The following is a 17,743-nucleotide window of genomic DNA, read 5'->3' as shown; positions in this document are numbered from 1 at the left end:
TTTGGAATCTACCGCGGACGCCGTCTGGTGCTGTATGTCGCACTGGCAATTATTATCGCCACAATAGTGGGATATAGTACCTATACTTTTGTAAAAATGCTGGGATAATAAATGACGTTAATTTACATCACGGTGCAATTAACTTAATCACAAATATTAATCAATAAATTAACAGAGGGGTTTTAATTAATAGTATTAGAAATAATATGAATGACGTAAATTAATAAGCGGATAAAGCATATTGCGTTAACGGACTTTTTACCAGACAATATGTTTTTTAACTGACGATTAACATTATAATGAAACACCCGCTGGAAACGCTGTTATCCGCCGCCGGCATTTTGCTGTTAGCCCTGATCTCATGCTTATTGCTGCCGGCGCCCTCGCTCGGCCTGACGCTGGCGCAAAAACTGGTCACATCCTTCCACCTGATGGATCTCAACCAGCTCTATACCCTGATCTTCTGCCTGTGGTTCTTAGCGCTGGGGGTAGTTGAGTATCTGGTATTGCGCTGGATATGGCGCCGCTGGTTCTCGCTGGCAGATTAAGCCGTACGAGAGCAAAAAAAGCCCGCCGATAGAGGCGGACTGGTATGCAGTCGGCGCTCAGTGCGCACGACTGTGGTTCTCTTTGCGATACGCGCCCGGCGGCTGATTGAAGGTACGGGTAAAAATACGGGTAAAGGTCTGCTGCGAATCAAAGCCGTATTTCAGGCAGATATCATAAACCCGCTGATCGGTATCGCGCAGGTCGCGCGCTGCCAGCAGCAGTTTACGCTCGCGAATGTAGCGCCCGAGACTTTCCCCTTTGTACTGCAAAAACAGCCGTTGCAGATGCCATTTCGAGTATCCGGCATGGCGCGCAATATCATCAATTCGCAGTGGCTGATGTAGATTGTCATCAATCCATTCCACGATAGTGTCAATCACCTGAGCGGATATATTCATATCTCTTCTCTCCTTCTGAACCACTCTGGCGGTTAGCGCCACCAGGCGTTAAATGATTGTGTCTTATCAGCGACCCACACCGGTTCGCCCAGCATTGGCGTGACTAAACGCCACTCACGTCCTTCGCTGGCTGCCGCCAGCCGCTGGTACGGATCGTCCCAGCTGTGTTTTGCCAGCACAAAGCGTCCGGCGTGCCCCGGTAATACCGACCGGGCGCGTAAATCATCGGCGGCCTGCGCCGTTTCTTCCGGCATCATGTGGATGTACTTCCAGTCCTGGTCATATTGACCGTTTTCCATGATTGCCAGATCGATAGGGCCAAACTGTTCGCCAATGGCCTTAAAATGCGGGCCATAGCCGCTATCGCCGCTGTAATAAATCTTTTCCTGCGGGGTGACGAACAGGAAGCTGGCCCACAAGGTCTGGTTGCGTTTCAGCCCGCGGCCGGAGAAATGGCGAGCCGGCAGCGCGTGTACGGTGAGTTCATCGCTGATTTTTATCGTCTGGTTCCAGTCCACTTCATCAATAATCGCCGCATCCATTCCCCAGTAGCGCAAATGCGAGCCGACGCCGAGCGGCGTCACCACGCGTTTAACTTTCGGCATCAGCGCCTTAATGGTGGCGTAGTCGAGATGGTCGTAGTGATCGTGGGAGATAATCAGCAGATCGATCTCCGGCATCCGCTGCGCGTTCCACGGATAATCACCGGGGAAGGCCTTATTGATGAAGGAGAACGGCGCGGCGTAATCGCTAAATACCGGGTCGATCAGGATACGTTTACCCGCCAGCTGCAGATACCACGATGAGTGACCGAGCCAGACCATGACGTCTTCACCAGACGGCAAACCGGCAAGATCGGTATTCACCAGCGGCAACGGCTGCTGGGGGCGCGCGTTTTCTCGCTTCGTGACCAGGAAATCCCACCACGCGGCCAGCATGTTTTTCTGGCCGGTGAATCCCGGCGTCGGCAGTTGGTTATGGAACTGGCCGTCACGGTAGTTCGGCGACTGTTCGACAAGACTGAGCTGCGCCCCCTGCGGCGCTTTGCCAAAACCGGCATTAAGAACAAACGGCAATGTCGTTGCTGCTGCTAATAACATAATGGCGACCACGCTAAAGGTGACACGGTTCATATCCTGACCAGACAAAAGCCCCATCCAGGGGACTTTATGATATAACTTGATTATGAGTGAGTAAGCACTCATTATTAGGAAGGAGTAGAAAATCGTCAAGACTATTTTCAATTTTTGACATCTGGCGTTGCAGTTGTGCGGTCCGCCGTGATTAGATCGAGGTTTAACTTTCAGCGAGGTAAAATGTAGTGGCTCGTCCTAAGAGTGAAGATAAAAAACAAGCGTTACTGGAAGCCGCCACGGCCGCTTTCGCCCAGTCCGGCATTGCCGCTTCAACATCGGCGATAGCCCGCAGCGCGGGGGTTGCCGAGGGAACGCTGTTTCGCTATTTCGCCACTAAAGATGAGTTGCTCAACGAGTTATACCTCGCCATTAAGATGCGCTTAGTACAGACAATGATCGCCGGGCTCAATCCTGACGAAAAACGCCCGAAAGAGAACGCGCGGAACATCTGGAACAGTTATATCGACTGGGGGATGCGTAACCCTATGGAATACCGCGCCATTCGCCGTATGGCATTGAGCGAACGCATTACCGATGAAACCCGCAGCCAGGTCAAAGAGAGTTTTCCCGAGCTGAACGAGATGTGCCAGCTGTCGGTAAAAGCGGTTTTCCTTAGCGACGCCTATCGCGCTTTCGGCGATGCCCTGTTCCTGTCGCTGGCTGAAACCACCATCGAGTTCGCCAGCCACGATCCGCAGCGCGCCCGCGAGATCATTGCCCTCGGTTTTGAGGCCATGTGGAATGCGCTGCATGAGAGTGAGTCGTAATGGATAACGAAGCGCTACACCATCACGCGCAGCGTATCGCGCTGACCTACCCTTTTACCGAACACTGCTGGCCGTTTGGCCCGGAGTATGACGTGTTTAAAGTCGGTGGGCGTATTTTCATGTTGACCATGACCCTTCGCGGGCGTGCCATAGTCAACCTGAAGGCCGATCCGCAAAAATCGCTGCTCAATCAGCAAATTTACCGCAGCATCGAACCGGGCTATCACATGAACAAAAAGCACTGGATCACCGTGGTGCCGGGCGAGGATATCAGCGAGGATTTACTTGCCGAGCTTATTGACGACTCGTGGAATCTGGTGGTGGATAAGCTGGCGAAAAAAGACCAGCGTCGGCTACGTCCCGGCTGATTTTCAAATAAATGCGATAAGTGTTATCGCATTTTTCACTCTTATCATTTCCCGCGCATCGCTGTACTCTTCCTCCCACGAAATGTGCCCGTAAGGGGCTGAAAATTGTGAGGAAGAGTCATGGATATTATCTCAGTTGCCTTAAAACGTTACTCCACTAAGGCTTTCGATCCGGCGAAAAAACTGACGGCTGAACAGGCGGAAAACCTGAAAACGCTGCTGCAATACAGCCCGTCGAGCACCAACTCTCAGCCATGGCACTTTATCGTCGCCAGCAGCGATGAAGGTAAAGCTCGCGTCGCGAAAGCAGCCAGCGGCACCTATGTGTTCAACGAACGTAAAATCCTCGACGCTTCCCACGTTGTCGTGTTCTGTGCGAAAACCGCAATGGACGATGCGTGGCTGGAAAAAGTCGTTGATCAGGAAGATGCCGATGGCCGTTTTGCCACTCCGGAAGCCAAAGCCGGTAACCACAAAGGCCGCACCTTCTTTGCCGATATGCACCGCAAAGAGCTGAAAGATGACGATCAGTGGATGGCGAAGCAGGTTTATCTTAACGTGGGCAACTTCCTGCTCGGCGTGGCGGCAATGGGTCTGGATGCGGTGCCGATCGAAGGCGTCGATTTCGCTATCCTCGACGAAGAATTTGGCCTGAAAGCGCAAGGTTATACCAGCGTGGTCGTGGTGCCGGTCGGTCATCACAGCGTGGAAGACTTCAACGCCGCGCTGCCGAAATCCCGACTGCCGCAGTCCACCACCATCACCGAGATCTAATCTCCGCGCGCTGTCCTCCCCGGATGGCGGCGCTTTGCGCCTTATCCGGGCTACCTCCGTTACAACCGCATCAATGCTGACTGAAACTGCTGGTGTTGGTGGCCTCAAAATCGCTGAGACGTTCCCGGAAGGCCGGGGCAGCCCGCATGGATGCGGGCTGAGGGCCGTGATTTGCAAGGACGCTGCCTCGGCCCGACCCGAAGCCTGCAGGGATAAGTCGAAGGTACCACGAAGTGGCGATTTTGGCGGCCAGAGCCCGGGAGTACAGAGGGCGGCGGCGACTGGCCGCCCTCTGTGCGCTCCCTGCACCATGAGAGACATAACGCAGAAGAATTATCGGGAGCGCAATGTGCTCGGAAACAGCGCAGAACAACCGTTTTTCCAGGAGCGAAGCAATCGAAAACCGATAACAAGGGCTACGGTCCAGTACTCGGTTGGTAGCCCTGGTAAGCGTTAGCGCCACCGGGGAGGGTTACTTTTTCTCCCCCTCGCCGGCGTGCCAGATCCGCTCGGCGTAGCGACCAATCATCGCCAGCGATACCGCCAGGATAAGGAAGAACACCACCTTGTGCAGGCTATACCAGAAGAATTCGAAGAAGCGGGTGTAGAGGTTGATGGCAAGAAACGTCAGGCCAAATCCACGCAGCATGCCATCGTCGGTTTTCAGGCTGATATAAATACAGATCGCCGCCGCCAGCGCAAACAGCAGCCCCCACGGCAGCAGTTGCGCCTGGCTCACCCCATACCAGCTATCGGAATCGTAGTTGCCGAAAATCGACAGGATCCACAGCGCGACAAACAGCCAGGTCAGCCCCATCGCCTTACTAACGGTAAACAACTGCCGCTGGTGTAATACATTTTGCATCAAGTAGCACAGCGCCAGCAGCACGCCGCCGAACAGCACGAAACGAATCGGGAAGCTCATCCCCAGCCAGTAGGCGCCCCAACCTGATACATAGCCGGTTTCCGCGCCAAACCAGTTACCTAACGCCAGCAGGAAGAACAGCCACACCAGCCCGGAGCGGGCGAAAAACCCTATCAGGCCGTAAATGGCGCAGCCGAGCAGGATTAGCGGCGCCACATGGCCGCTGCCGTCGTCCAGCCGATCGCCTAGCTGCCACAAGGCAATGGCGGTACAGACGACGCCGAGGAACAAAATCGCCTCGGTGCTGTAGTGCCACTGGGATTCGCGCCGCTGGCGGCGGAACCCCCAATAGTAAAATGCGATGGCCAGCAGCGTCGGCAGAATAATCCGCGCGACAGCGGAATCGCTGAACAGATTGATAATCGCCGCAATCAATTCAGCGTCGGCGAACAGACTCCCCAGCGCAATCAAGACGCAGGCTATCGCGGTCCAGAAGGCATAGCGGCTCAGGCGCTGCCAGTCGAAAGTACGGACAGATAGCGACGCTGACAGCCGTTGGCCATCACTGCTGTTCAGGACCCCCTCCTGCTGCCATTGCTCAATAGCGCGTTGAAGAATCCGCTGCTGCTTGCGGGTGACGTTCATAAGCGTTCCTTGTCCATTGCGGGCTTAGCCCTGTTGATCCAACCAGGCCAGCGCCTGTTCTCCGGTTTCATCCAGCGGTAAATAGACCAGCAGACGCGAACCGTTGCGCGGCGCGGAATACCAGTACATTTGCTGCAGGCTAAAGCGCCCGAGCTGCGGATGGTTAAAATTTTTCACCTGGTTTTCGACGCCGCGCACCTCATAGCGCTGGTGCCATAGCGCTTCGAACTCCGCTGAAGCGGCGAAAAAGCGCGCCAGCTTATCTTCCCACTCTGGCGAACCGCGATGCTCAGCCATCGCCGCGCGAAAATAGGAAACAAAAGTCGGCAACACATCGCGATTTTCAATGCGGCTACGCCAGGCTTCGCAGGTGAGATAGAGATAGATGCAATTGCGGTCTTCTTCGGCAATCGTCGCGAAATCAACGCCCATCAGGCGGCAAAAACTGTCATTCCAGGCGACGATATCAAAGTTCGGTTTCTGGATGCTGGCGGGCTGCGGCATCAGGCTATCAAGCATGCGTCGGGTTCCGGGACTGATCCCCTCGCAAACCGTGGCCTGCGTATTCTCCGGCGGCGTTAAGCCGGCCAGTACGAACAGATGGCGGGTTTCCAGCGGGCTGCACTGCAGCGCGCTGGCCACGCCGCTTAATACCGCCGCCGACGGATTCACTTCCCGCCCCTGCTCAAGCCAGGTGTACCAGGTCACGCCGACGTCCGCCAGCATCGCCACCTCTTCCCGGCGCAGCCCCGGCGTCCGCCGCCGCCCGACGCGCGGCAGGCCGAGACGCTGCGGGTCAAGGCTTTCGCGGCGGGCGCGCAGAAATGCTCCCAGCTGTTTACGGCTATCATCGGGCGCGAGATTCAGCGCCTCACGTTGCAGCATTAGCGTCATTGTTCCTCCAGCATGGTAGTACCAATACCAGTATAGACAGGAACTGGTACCCGTTTAATTAATCGGAGATGCTACGGCCATCCGCTGAATGACGCAATGGAGAGATCCGATGAATTCGTCTGCTGTTTCACCCGGCCGCGCCGGCTTACTGCTATTACTGACCGGCCAGATGCTGCCGTTAATTGATACCTCGATAACCAACGTGGCGCTGGATTCGATCACCCACTCCCTCGACGCCAGCGCCACTCAACTGGAGCTTATCGTCGCGCTGTACGGCGTGGCCTTTGCCGTCTGCCTGGCGATGGGCAGCAAACTGGGTGATAACTATGGGCGCCGCCGCCTGTTTCTGTGGGGGGTGGCGGTATTCGGCATCGCCTCACTGCTATGCGGAATGGCTAACTCCATTAACGCCCTACTCGCCGCACGAACGCTGCAAGGTGCCGGCGCGGCGCTGATCGTGCCGCAAATCCTCGCCACCCTGCACGTCACCCTGAAAGGCACCGCTCACGCCCGGGCGATCAGCCTGTACGGCGGTATCGGCGGCATCGCGTTTATCGTCGGCCAGATGGGCGGCGGCTGGCTGGTCTCCGCCGATATCGCCGGGCTCGGCTGGCGCAACGCCTTCTTTATCAACGTGCCTTTCTGCCTGCTGGTGCTCGCTTTTAGCCGCCGCTATGTGCCGGAAACCCGCCGCGAAAGCCATTCCAGCATCGACTGGCAGGGAACTTTCAGCCTGGCGTTAATCCTTTGCTGCCTGCTGTTTCCGATGGCGCTGGGGCCGGAACTGCACTGGCCATGGGAGCTACAGCTGCTTTTGCTGGCCGTACTCCCCCTGCTCGCCTGGATGCGCCTGAGCGCGCTGCGTAAGCAGCAGCGCGGCGAGCAACCGCTGCTGCCGCCGCGGCTGTTGAAGCTCACCAGCATCCGTTTTGGTATGGCTATCGCACTGCTGTTCTTCAGCGCCTGGTCCGGCTTTATGTTTTGTATGGCGCTGACCATGCAGGCCGGGCTGGGGATGGCGCCGTGGCAGTCCGGCAACAGTTTTATCGCTCTCGGGGTGGCCTATTTTATCTCCGCGCTGTACGCGCCAAAGCTTATCGCTCGCTACAGCATGGGACGGATTTTGCTGATTGGCCTGGTGGTGCAGATTAGCGGCCTGCTGCTGCTGAGCGTCACCTTTTATCAACTTGGCCTGCGGACCACGACGCTGACGCTGGTGCCCTCCACCGCGCTGATCGGCTATGGTCAGGCGTTAATCGTCAACAGTTTCTATCGTATCGGGATGCGGGACATTCGCGCTTGCGATGCCGGAGCCGGTAGCGCCATCCTCAGCACCTTGCAGCAGGCGACGCTGGGGCTGGGGCCGGCCATTCTCGGCTCACTGTTCTTAACCCTGGCCCAGCGCGGCGGCGGTGACTATACGCAGGCGCTGATCGTCTTCCTGCTGGTCGAGGTAGCGATGATGCTGCTGCTGGGCGCTATTGCCCTTTGGCTGCGCCATCACCTGAACCTGCAGCCGGCGGCGACGGCGTCCTGATTCACAACTGTGTAACCTCTGATTTGCATAATAGTCATCCAGCGGTCATCATAACCGCTGGATGTACAGGAGACGTTATGCAGGAATTAATATCGCAAATCGCCGCATTAGGCATCAAAATCACCCCTACCACCTCGCTCATCATTACTTTTGGCATTATTTTTCTGACGGCGATTGTCGTTCATCTCATTCTGCACAAAGTGGTTCTACGCACCTTTGAAAAGCGGGCGCAGGCCAGCAGCCATTTATGGCTGCAGATCATTACGCAAAATAAACTCTTCCACCGCCTGGCGTTCACCCTGCAGGGGATTATCGTCAACGTTCAGGCCGTGCTCTGGCTGCAGAAAGGCAGCGAAGCAGCGGAAATCTTATCTACCTGCGCGCAATTGTGGGTCATGGTTTACGCCATGCTCTCTTTCTTCTCGCTGCTGGACGTGATTTTCAACCTGGCGCAAAAATTCCCCACCGCCTCGCAGCTGCCGCTTAAAGGTATCTTCCAGGGGATTAAGCTGGTCACGGCGATTATTATCGGCATCCTGATCATATCGCTGCTGATTGGCCAGTCGCCGGCGATTCTGATTAGCGGTCTTGGCGCGATGGCCGCCGTGCTGATGTTAGTATTTAAAGACCCGATTCTTGGCCTGGTGGCCGGGATCCAGCTTTCCGCCAACGACATGCTCAAACTCGGCGACTGGCTGGAGATGCCAAAATACGGCGCCGATGGCGCGGTTATTGATATCGGCCTGACGACGGTAAAAGTGCGCAACTGGGATAACACTATCACCACGATCCCCACCTGGTCGCTGGTCTCGGATTCGTTTAAAAACTGGAGCGGGATGTCGGCCTCCGGCGGTCGTCGTATTAAGCGCAGCCTGAACATCGATACCACCAGCATCCATTTTCTTGACGAGCAGGAGCGGCAGCGCCTGATTCAGGCCAAATTGCTGAAGCCCTATATGGACTCGCGCCATCAGGAAATTAATGAGTGGAACCAACAGCACGCTAATGAACCGTCGGTGCTTAACCTGCGCAAAATGACCAATATCGGCACCTTCCGCGCCTATCTGCAGGAGTATCTGCGTAACCATCCGCGGCTACGTAAGGATATGACCATGATGGTGCGCCAGCTGGCGCCGGACGCTAACGGCCTGCCGATTGAGATCTACTGCTTCACCAATACCGTGGTGTGGGCGGAGTATGAAGGCATTCAGGCGGACATCTTCGACCATATCTTTGCGGTGGTTGACGAGTTCGGCCTGCGTATTCACCAGACGCCAACCGGCAACGACATTCGTTCACTGTCGGGCGCGCTGTCGTCATAGCATTTGTAATGTCGCCCCGCCATTCCGCGGGGCGATAAGCCTTACGCCGGGCGGCGCAGCAGTTTGAAAGCGGCAAACAGGAAGATAATCCACACCGGCAGCAGTATTGCCGACAGACGCATCCCGTCAATGGTGCACATCAGCACCAGAATCAAACCGAGAAAGGCGATACAGAAGTAGTTGCTGGCTGGCGCCAGTAACGCTTTGAACTTCGATTCACGCCCCTTACGACGCTGCGCGGCGCGAAACTTCAGGTGCGCCATACAGATCATGATCCAGTTCAGCAGCAACGTCGCCACCACCAGCGCCATCAGCAGCCCCAGCGCTTCATGCGGCAGCAGATAGTTGAGCACCACCACCAGCGAGGTAATAACGCCTGACAGCAGCAACGAATTCACCGGCACGCCGCGTTTGCTGACGCGGGCGAGAAACTTCGGCGCATTGCCCTGTACCGACAGGCCGAACAGCATCCGGCTGTTGGAATAGACGCCGCTGTTATAGACCGACAGCGATGCCACCAGAATGACGAAGTTCAGCGCGGAGGCCACCACGTTGCTGTCAAGATTATGGAAAATCATCACAAACGGGCTGCTATCGGATTTAATCTCTACCCACGGATAGAGCGCCAGCAGCACCACCAGTGAACCGATGTAAAACAGCAGGATACGGTAAACCACCTGGTTAACCGCTTTCGGAATGCTCTTTTCCGGATTTTGCGCTTCCGCAGCGGTGATGCCGATAAGCTCCAGGCCGCCGAAAGAAAACATAATCACCGCAAGCGACAGCACCAGGCCATGCCAGCCAGTGGCGAGGAAACCGCCATGCTTCCACAGGTTATCAAAACCGGCTTTGCTGCCGCCGTGGCCGCCAAACAGCATCCACAGGCCAAAGGCGATCATGCCGATAATCGCCAGCACTTTTATCAGCGCGAACCAGAACTCCGCCTCGCCGTACAGGCGTACGTTGACCAGGTTGACGGCGTTAATAATGATGAAGAAAGCCGCCGCCCAAACCCAGGTGGGAACATCGGGGAGCCAGTACTGCATATAAATCCCGGCGGCAGTCAGTTCCGCCATTCCTACCAGCACGAACATCACCCAGTAGTTCCAGCCGGACAGGAAACCGGCGAACGGGCCCCAGTATTTATAGGCAAAGTGGGCAAAAGAACCGGATACCGGCTCTTCCACCACCATCTCGCCAAGCTGGCGCATAATCAGAAAAGCGACAATACCGGCCACGGCGTAACCCAGCAACACCGCCGGGCCAGCCATTTGAATCGCGGGACCAATGCCAAGAAACAGGCCGGTCCCAATCGCGCCGCCAAGGGCGATAAGTTGAATATGTCGGTTCTGTAAACCGCGATGAAGCGTCGGGCCGCTCTCTTCTACGGCATCCGACGACGTTGACGCGTCTTTCACGTCGTTCCCCTGTGTGTTTTTGTGAAGGGGCACCTTTTATCACTTAGGGGGGATTGTCGCAAGTTGCGCGGGGCAAGCATCAGCCGCCCGCCCCGCTTTTTTAGCGTTAGAAGTCGTAGCTCATTGAGACGCGAACGGTACGCGGATCGCCTTCGAACAGATAGGTTCCGGTATCGTCAATGCCGGACCAGTACTTCTCGTTGGTCACGTTGGTCACCCCGATGCGCCAGGTCATTTCGTTCTGGTCGGCGTTCAGGCGCATACGATAGCGCAGGCCTAAATCCAGGGTGGTGTAGCTATCCAGCTTCTTGGTGTTGGCCGCATCGGCATACTGCGAGCCGCTATGATTGACACGCGCTGTCGCGGTCAGGCCTTCCACCGGCTTAATATCATACTCGGCGCCGAGCACCGCGTAGAAATTAGCCACCCCGATGGCATCTTTACCATCGGTTGCGCCTTTAGCGGTTTTAGTCTGTTTGGCATCCAGCCACACCGTACTGGCGTTAAGACGCAGCCCCAGCATCGGCTCGCCGAAGACGTTCATCTCTACGCCGCGGTTACGCTGCTCGCCGTCGAGGCCGTAATTGCCAGCGGTATCGGAAATGGCGTTCGGTTTTTTGATTTCAAACAGCGCCAGCGATCCGCCGATCGTTCCGTAGTCGATCTTGACGCCCACTTCGTCCTGCTTCGAGTGCGCGATCCCGGTACTCTGCCCGGCATTGGCCGCCGTAGTCGGCGCCACAGAGCCCGGCTGCAGCGCTTCGGTATGGTTAGCATACAGCGACAGCTGCTCCCACGGCTTGTACACCAGGCCAAACGTCGGCATCCAGCGGCTTTGGGTATAACGCGAAGAGGTATCTTCCAGTCCGGTGGCGTTGCTGTAGTTGCGCACGACCACTTTCTGATGACGAGCAGCCGCGGTAAACAGCACCTTATCGTTAAAGAAGCCGAGAGTGTCGCTCAGCAGCCAGCCCTGCGTACGGCTGCGCGAGGTGACCAGCGGATCGTGGTAGTTGCCGCCAAAATAGGCGTTATCCGGCATTGCCACATCGTGGTTGTCATAGATATTGGTGGTCGGATTCTTCGCCGACATCCGCCAGGCGGTCGCATCGGTATGCACCTGCGCCGCATAGCCGAGATTCACCTTATGCGAAATCGCGCCGGTATTGAAATCGCCGCGTACCCCGCCCATGCCGCTGATCGCGTCGATGATGCGGTTAGTATCAAGGCGGCCAACCGTTGCATCGCCGTTTTTATTGAGCAGCTTCGGCGCGCTGTAGGTGCCGATTTCATGCGAATGCTGACCGCCGAGGGCGCTGTATACCGTCCAGCTATCGCTCAGGTCATATTCCGCCTTCGCCATGCCGAACTCGCTTTCAATATCGCTATAGCCCCACTTCTGGCTGTAGTTTTTGCTGTTGTCCGGCAGCGCCGGGATGAAATCTACGCCGCTGATATTGACGCCCATCGTACCGCCGTGGAACGTTTTCTTCTGATAGCCGAAATCGAGCGAGGAGCGGAAACGATCGCCACGGTAATCAAGCCCCAGCGAAGCCAGCGTGGTACGGCGTTTATCGTTATCGATAGCGCCTTCGCCCTCGCGATGCACCAGGTTGACCCGGGCGCCGAACTGGTTGTTATCGCCGAAACGGCGTCCCAGGTCGAGGGTACCGCCAACCTGCGAATCAGAGGTATAGTCGACGCCAACACGTGCGGTCGGCAGATCTTCCGCCCGTTTCGGCTCGAGGTTAATCATCCCGCCGACGCCGCTGCTGGCCGCGCCGTTAAGCAGGCTGTTAGCCCCTTTGAAAATTTCAACGCGCTCCAGCATCTGGGTGTCCATCACCTGACGCGGCACCACGCCCGCCAGACCGCCCATGGTCATGTCATCGCCATCGAGCTTAAACCCGCGGATTCGATAGGTCTCGGCGAAGTTGCCGTAGCCCTGTACGGCCTGCACGCCAGCGTCGTTACTGACGACATCGGCGATGGTTTTCGCCTGCTGATCCTGAATCAGTTTCGAGGTATAGCCGATGACGTTAAAAGGAACGTCCATCGCCTTTTGTTCGCCAAGCATCCCCAGACGGCCGCCGTGGGCGATCTGCCCGTCGAGGAATGCCGGAACCACCAGGTCGCCGCCGGATTTAAAATCGCTGGTTTCGTTAGCCTCGACGATGAGGGTCTCTTCGCCAGGTTGCTTCGCGGCGGTAGCGTCCGCGGCCATCGCCGTTTGACTGGCGGCGCCGATGGCTAAGGCCAACAGCGTTTTACGCAGCGGGAAGGATGAATAGTGCGTGGTGTGCATAATTTGCCCCATGGATGAGGATAAATGGATCAAAGGGCCCGTCGCCGGGCCAGTTATTTTTATTGCTCGTTCAGGTCGATGCGTACGACGCTGTCCGGGCCTTTAGTGGAGTGGTCTTTATTGAAGGGCTGTTTGACGGTGACAAACAGCGTCTGACCATCGGCGGAAAGCAGCAGGCTGTTGGGATTGGCCGGCAGCGCCCAGCTTTTCTTCAGCGTGTAGCGGCTGTCGTCAAGGCTGATAACCTTGCCGGATTCACGCTGTGAAATATAAATTTCGTGGCGTTTCCCATTGAACTGCACCGCCAGCGAATCGCCGACCTCGAGCTGTTTAAGCAGTTTGCCACTGTGGATATCCAGCACCAGGGTGGTTTTCGCTTTCGAGTTATCGGTCACGAACAGACGACCGGTGTCGCTATCTTCGGCCATATTAAGCAGCAGCGCCGGCTTGTCGCCCAGCGGCTTCCAGCGCTGTTCAATGCGTTGGTTACGCGGGTTAATCACCAGAATTTCACCGCTGCCGTTGGCGGCGTATACGCGCCCGGTTTGTGCGGAATAGTGCAGGCCGGTCATCCATTTACCGGTGTTTTTAATCCGCGTTTTCAGCTTCATGGTAGCGGCGTCAACCACCCAGATTTGCGCCGGGTCGGCGACCGCGCCAACGTAGAGGGTATTATTTAACAGCAGCAGCTGACGCGCCCCATAGGGGAACCCTTTTTCATTGCGCTCGCTGAACAGCAGGCGGTTTTTTACCTTGCCGGTGGCGGTGTCGATAGCGCTGATGCCGCCGTCAAGCGAATTGCTGACGTATAGCGTTTTACCATCCGCAGAGAGCTGCAAAGCGAAGTTTTTCAGATCGGTATGCGTCAGGCCGATGGTATTAAGGGTTTGCGGATCCAGCTTGTAAACCGCCCCGCCCTGCACATCTTTAAAGCCTTCGGCGCTGGCGACGTACAGCGCATCACCCTGCGGGCTTAGCGCCATCTCGTACAACCCTTCCGCTAGCTGGCGCTGCAGCGGTTGCGCCACGTTAGCCGCAGGAGAGTTAACAACCGGTTGCGCGACGGCAGCGGAATGGTGAGTCGCGCAGCCGCCTAACGTCGCGCTGATGGCCAGCGCCAACGCCGGAAGAGTGTATTTCATTGGAACAACCCTATAAAAAATCAATGACCCGGTGGTCGCGCAGTGGCCGATATTGTGTGTTTCCGGCCTGCTGTCTTTGCGTCACCCTACGCCTTTGCTGTTCCTTGTGAACGACTCACTGGCGCAGATCGATCCCTGCTTAGCCTGCGAACAAAAAAGAGAATGAGAACTATACGCATTATCAGATGTCAGGCAACCCCCGGCGGGCAAAAAAGATAATCTGCTGATTATTTAACGTGGAATAGCGGATTGATAGGGGAAGAAAGAAACTTCGGGATCGATACATACCCGGATAGCGGGGCACTACGCCTTATCCGGGCGACAGGAGGCTATGCCGCACGCTTCTTGCGAAGGGCGGCTTAGCACGCTTAATGCAATTTCAGGCGCGGGCGAATAATCCGGTTAATCCCGCCGGACAACATCATCAGGCCGGTTTTTAAATAACCGTGCAGCGTCACCTGGTGCATCCGATACAGCGAATCGTAAACCATCCGCGCAATACGGCCTTCGACCATCATCGGGCCGATCGGTAGATGCCCCATGATGCTGCCAAAGGTCGTGTAGCCGGAGAGCGAAACCAGCGAACCACGATCGCGATAGGAGAACGATTTCAACTTATGCCCCTTCATCCGGGCGATAATATTGTCGGCAGTGAAGAGCGCCATTTGATGCGCCGCCTGGCCACGCGGTGGAATAAATCCGCCTTCCGGACGCGGGCACGCCGCGCAGTCGCCGAAAGCAAAAATATCAGCGTCGCGCGTGGTTTGCAGCGTCGGGGTCACCACCAGTTGATTAATACGGTTGGTCTCCAGCCCGGCAATATCCTTCATGAAGTCCGGCGCTTTTATCCCCGCCGCCCAGACGATTAAACTCGCCTCAATAAACTGGCCATCTTTGGTATGCAGGCCGCCTTCTTCAACGCCGGTGATCATGGTATTGGTCATCACATTCACGCCAAGTTGGGTCAGCTTTTCGTGCGCAGCGCTGGAAATCCGTTTTGGCAGCGCAGGTAAAATACCGTCGCCGGCTTCTATCAGGCTGACATTTAACGCTTCGTTGGTCAGATCTTTATAACCGTAGCTACGCAGTTCTTTTACCGCATTATGTAATTCGGCAGATAATTCAACCCCGGTAGCGCCCCCGCCAACAATGGCAATATTGACCTTACCTGACGTCTGAGGGTCGGCAGAATAGCGCAGAAATTGGTTCAGCATTTGCTGATGAAATACTTTTGCCTGCTCAGAACTGTCGAGAAAAATACAGTACTCTTTAACACCCGGCGTATTGAAATCATTGGAAGTACTGCCCAGCGCCATTACCAGAGTGTCCCAACATAATTTACGCTCCGGCACCAACACCTCGCCTTGTTCATCCCGCAGCGCGGCGATAGTAATCGTTTTATTCTGCCGATCGATATCCATTACCGAACCGTGCTGGAAGGAAAAGTGGTGTTTGCTGGCATGGGCAAGAAAGCTTAACGCATCCACGCCTTCATCCAGCGAACCAGTGGCGACTTCGTGCAGCAGCGGCTTCCACAGATGGCTCTGGCTGCGGTCTACGAGAGTGATATTCGCTTTCCCTCGGCGCCCTAATTTACGTCCCAGTTGGGTCGCCAACTCCAGCCCACCGGCGCCGCCGCCGACAATAACGATCTCTTTTAATGGCGTAGTCAATGTGACCTCCAAAATAATTAATTAAATGTTAATTAAAAACACTCTAAATAATTTTTAGTTAACAATAATCCAAACAATAAAATGCCAGACATCCATTAGATGATGACGCGGTGCATATTGGTAATCGCAAATTTAATTGGCGGCAATTTTTAATCGGGATATTATTGTACAAGTTTCCGGGTAATTTTCCTGCACGTATATTCGAGGTAAACAAAAAGGCCACCAAATTATTATTTGGCGGCCTGGTGGTGGATTAGATAATAATAACCAGCAAGTCTTATATTTCACTAATTAATGGTGATTAGCGGCATCCCGGTATTCCTGTGGTTTAATAACGCATCATCACCGATTTAAGTTCAGTATAATCATCAATAAACGCGCTACCAAACTCACGGCCAATACCCGATCCTTTCATGCCGCCGAACGGCACCGCCGGGTCGAGGAAAGTATGCATATTGACCCAGACGATCCCGGCGTCAATGGCCTGCGAATAGCGCAGCGCCTGGCGGATATTATCCGACCAGACGCTGGCCGCCAGTCCATACGGCGAAGCATTAATTCGGGCCAGCGCCTCTTCTTCACTGCGATAACCAATAAAGCTGCATACCGGGCCGAAGGTCTCCTCGCGCATCAGGGTGCTCTCTTCGCTGCGCACCTTAACCGCCGTCGGCTGCAGGAAATAGCCCTCGCCGGGCAGCGCTTCGCCGCCGCAGATGATGGTATCCCCCTCTTCGCGTGCGGTCTGAATGAGCCGCAAGACCTTGTCATACTGCTGGCGGTTGGCCAGCGGTCCCATCAGCGTTTGTTCATCCAGCGGCGACCCCGGCGCGAAAGCGCTGAGCCTGTCTTTCAGCAGCGCCAGCACCGCATCCAGTTTGCCCTGCGGCAGATAAAAGCGCTCAGCGGCAGCGCAAATCTGCCCCTGGTTGAGGTAACCGGCTTCGATAATGCCGTTCACCATGGCCTCCGGCGTCAGGTCATCGAGAAACAGCGCGGCGTTTTTACCGCCCAGCTCCAGCGTAACCCGTTTACCTGACGCACTGGCCGACTGCTGGACTTTTTCCCCGGTCGCCACCGAGCCGGTGAAGCTCACCTTGGCGCAGGCCGGATGCGTGATAAGGCGTTGGGCAATCTCGCCGCCGGCGCCGTTGACCACGTTAATGACGCCATCCGGGATACCTACCGCTTTCGCTAGTTCCGCCACCCGCAGCAGCGTCAGCGGCGTATACTCGCTCGGCTTGAGGACGATAGTGCAGCCACAGACCAGCGCCGCCGCCATCTTCCAGATGGCAATCATAATCGAGAAGTTCCACGGTACGATGCCGACCACCACGCCCAACGGCTGGCGGCGGGTAAAAGCGGTATATTTCTCCCCGGCCATCGACGGCAGCGAGACATCCAGGGTTTCGCCGGTGATTTTCCCCGCCCAGCCGGCGAAGTAGCGCAAAAACGCCACCGACTGATCCAGCTCGAGCATCCGCGCCAGCATGATGGTTTTACCGGAGCAGAGACTTTCCAGCTGCGCCAGCTCTTCGCGATGCTCTGCCAGCGTGTCCGCTAGTTTCAGCAGCAACGCGCCGCGCGCCAGCGTCGGCATCTCGCGCCACTGATTAAACGCCTGGCGGGCGCTTTCCATGGCTCGGTCCGCCTGGCCGACATCCGCCGCCGTGATTTCGGCAATCGCCTCTCCGGTCGCCGGGTTTATCACCGCGAACGGCGCGCCGTGGCCCGCCTCCCGATGACCGGCAATAAACTGCCCGTGCGGCTGGCGTAAAAAGGCAGTCACTTCCGCCAGTAAGGTTATTTCGCTCATCGTCAGCACCCGTTTTTCAGCAAAGTTAGCCCATCACAGCACGGTTGCTCCGCGACGCCCATCGTTCTAAAGAACGTCATTCTTCCGGACGATATTCAACGCCCGCGCGGCGTGCTGTGATGAAGACATTGAGCCAG

15 protein-coding genes are annotated in these 17,743 nt (G+C 56.2%); 6 read left to right on the top strand and 9 right to left on the bottom strand.

Features of this window, described 5'->3' with window-relative positions; genetic code table 11:
- The first annotated feature begins 299 nt into the window (after positions 1-299).
- Entirely contained in the window at positions 300-548 is a 249-nt protein-coding gene (locus ABLV07_RS01695; RefSeq protein WP_015367805.1) for a DUF1158 domain-containing protein, read from the top strand.
- A gap of 57 nt (positions 549-605) precedes the next feature.
- Here the strand turns inward: ABLV07_RS01695 and ABLV07_RS01690 are convergent, their stop codons facing one another.
- Complete coding sequence (locus tag ABLV07_RS01690) at positions 606-947, bottom strand: RamA family antibiotic efflux transcriptional regulator (protein ID WP_015367806.1); 342 nt, start codon at positions 945-947, stop codon at positions 606-608.
- Between the two features lie 32 nt (positions 948-979).
- Positions 980-2,095, bottom strand: a complete 1,116-nt coding sequence (locus tag ABLV07_RS01685; protein ID WP_015367807.1) for an MBL fold metallo-hydrolase — start codon at positions 2,093-2,095, stop codon at positions 980-982.
- A 173-nt stretch (positions 2,096-2,268) separates the two neighbouring features.
- Between ABLV07_RS01685 and ABLV07_RS01680 the strand changes: the two genes are divergently transcribed.
- From ABLV07_RS01680 to nfsB, 3 genes are all read left to right on the top strand, one after another.
- Positions 2,269-2,850 carry a TetR/AcrR family transcriptional regulator gene (locus ABLV07_RS01680; protein ID WP_032714030.1) on the top strand — a complete coding sequence of 194 codons (582 nt, stop codon included), beginning with the start codon at positions 2,269-2,271 and terminating at the stop codon, positions 2,848-2,850.
- Positions 2,850-3,218 carry an MmcQ/YjbR family DNA-binding protein gene (locus ABLV07_RS01675; RefSeq protein WP_015367809.1) on the top strand — a complete coding sequence of 123 codons (369 nt, stop codon included), beginning with the start codon at positions 2,850-2,852 and terminating at the stop codon, positions 3,216-3,218. The genes ABLV07_RS01680 and ABLV07_RS01675 overlap by 1 nt, the downstream gene beginning before the upstream one ends.
- Before the next feature lie 120 nt (positions 3,219-3,338).
- Complete coding sequence (nfsB, locus tag ABLV07_RS01670; RefSeq protein WP_015367810.1) at positions 3,339-3,992, top strand: oxygen-insensitive NAD(P)H nitroreductase; 654 nt, start codon at positions 3,339-3,341, stop codon at positions 3,990-3,992.
- 472 nt (positions 3,993-4,464) lie between these two features.
- Here nfsB and ABLV07_RS01665 read toward each other — a convergent pair whose 3' ends face one another.
- Both ABLV07_RS01665 and ABLV07_RS01660 read right to left on the bottom strand, forming a co-directional pair.
- A complete protein-coding gene (locus ABLV07_RS01665) occupies positions 4,465-5,502 on the bottom strand; it encodes a DUF2157 domain-containing protein (protein WP_015704683.1) in 1,038 nt (345 codons plus the stop codon).
- Positions 5,503-5,526: 24 nt separating this feature from the next.
- On the bottom strand, positions 5,527-6,396 hold the full coding sequence (locus ABLV07_RS01660) for a helix-turn-helix transcriptional regulator (RefSeq protein ID WP_020079399.1): 870 nt from the start codon (positions 6,394-6,396) through the stop codon (positions 5,527-5,529).
- 109 nt (positions 6,397-6,505) lie between these two features.
- On the opposite strand from ABLV07_RS01660, the gene ABLV07_RS01655 reads away from it, so the two are divergent.
- Complete coding sequence (locus tag ABLV07_RS01655) at positions 6,506-7,933, top strand: MFS transporter (protein ID WP_348853229.1); 1,428 nt, start codon at positions 6,506-6,508, stop codon at positions 7,931-7,933.
- Positions 7,934-8,010: 77 nt separating this feature from the next.
- Complete coding sequence (locus tag ABLV07_RS01650) at positions 8,011-9,255, top strand: mechanosensitive ion channel family protein (RefSeq protein WP_348853230.1); 1,245 nt, start codon at positions 8,011-8,013, stop codon at positions 9,253-9,255.
- 41 nt (positions 9,256-9,296) lie between these two features.
- Here ABLV07_RS01650 and pheP read toward each other — a convergent pair whose 3' ends face one another.
- The 5 genes from pheP to ABLV07_RS01625 form a co-directional block, all read right to left on the bottom strand.
- Positions 9,297-10,673 (bottom strand): phenylalanine transporter, encoded by a 1,377-nt coding sequence (gene pheP / locus ABLV07_RS01645; RefSeq protein WP_015367815.1) that lies wholly within the window; start codon positions 10,671-10,673, stop codon positions 9,297-9,299.
- A gap of 106 nt (positions 10,674-10,779) precedes the next feature.
- On the bottom strand, positions 10,780-12,978 hold the full coding sequence (locus ABLV07_RS01640) for a TonB-dependent siderophore receptor (protein ID WP_045361929.1): 2,199 nt from the start codon (positions 12,976-12,978) through the stop codon (positions 10,780-10,782).
- Between the two features lie 59 nt (positions 12,979-13,037).
- Positions 13,038-14,120 (bottom strand): SMP-30/gluconolactonase/LRE family protein, encoded by a 1,083-nt coding sequence (locus tag ABLV07_RS01635; protein ID WP_015704680.1) that lies wholly within the window; start codon positions 14,118-14,120, stop codon positions 13,038-13,040.
- 368 nt (positions 14,121-14,488) lie between these two features.
- Positions 14,489-15,793 (bottom strand): NAD(P)/FAD-dependent oxidoreductase, encoded by a 1,305-nt coding sequence (locus tag ABLV07_RS01630; RefSeq protein WP_348853231.1) that lies wholly within the window; start codon positions 15,791-15,793, stop codon positions 14,489-14,491.
- Between the two features lie 328 nt (positions 15,794-16,121).
- Positions 16,122-17,606 carry an aldehyde dehydrogenase family protein gene (locus ABLV07_RS01625; RefSeq protein ID WP_042893702.1) on the bottom strand — a complete coding sequence of 495 codons (1,485 nt, stop codon included), beginning with the start codon at positions 17,604-17,606 and terminating at the stop codon, positions 16,122-16,124.
- Positions 17,607-17,743 lie beyond the last annotated feature (137 nt).

Source organism: Klebsiella sp. CN_Kp097, assembly GCF_040064495.1.
Taxonomy (GTDB): domain Bacteria; phylum Pseudomonadota; class Gammaproteobacteria; order Enterobacterales; family Enterobacteriaceae; genus Klebsiella; species Klebsiella aerogenes.
The sequence above is the reverse complement of the archived record's forward strand: the minus strand, read 5'-3'. Positions and strand labels throughout refer to the sequence as shown.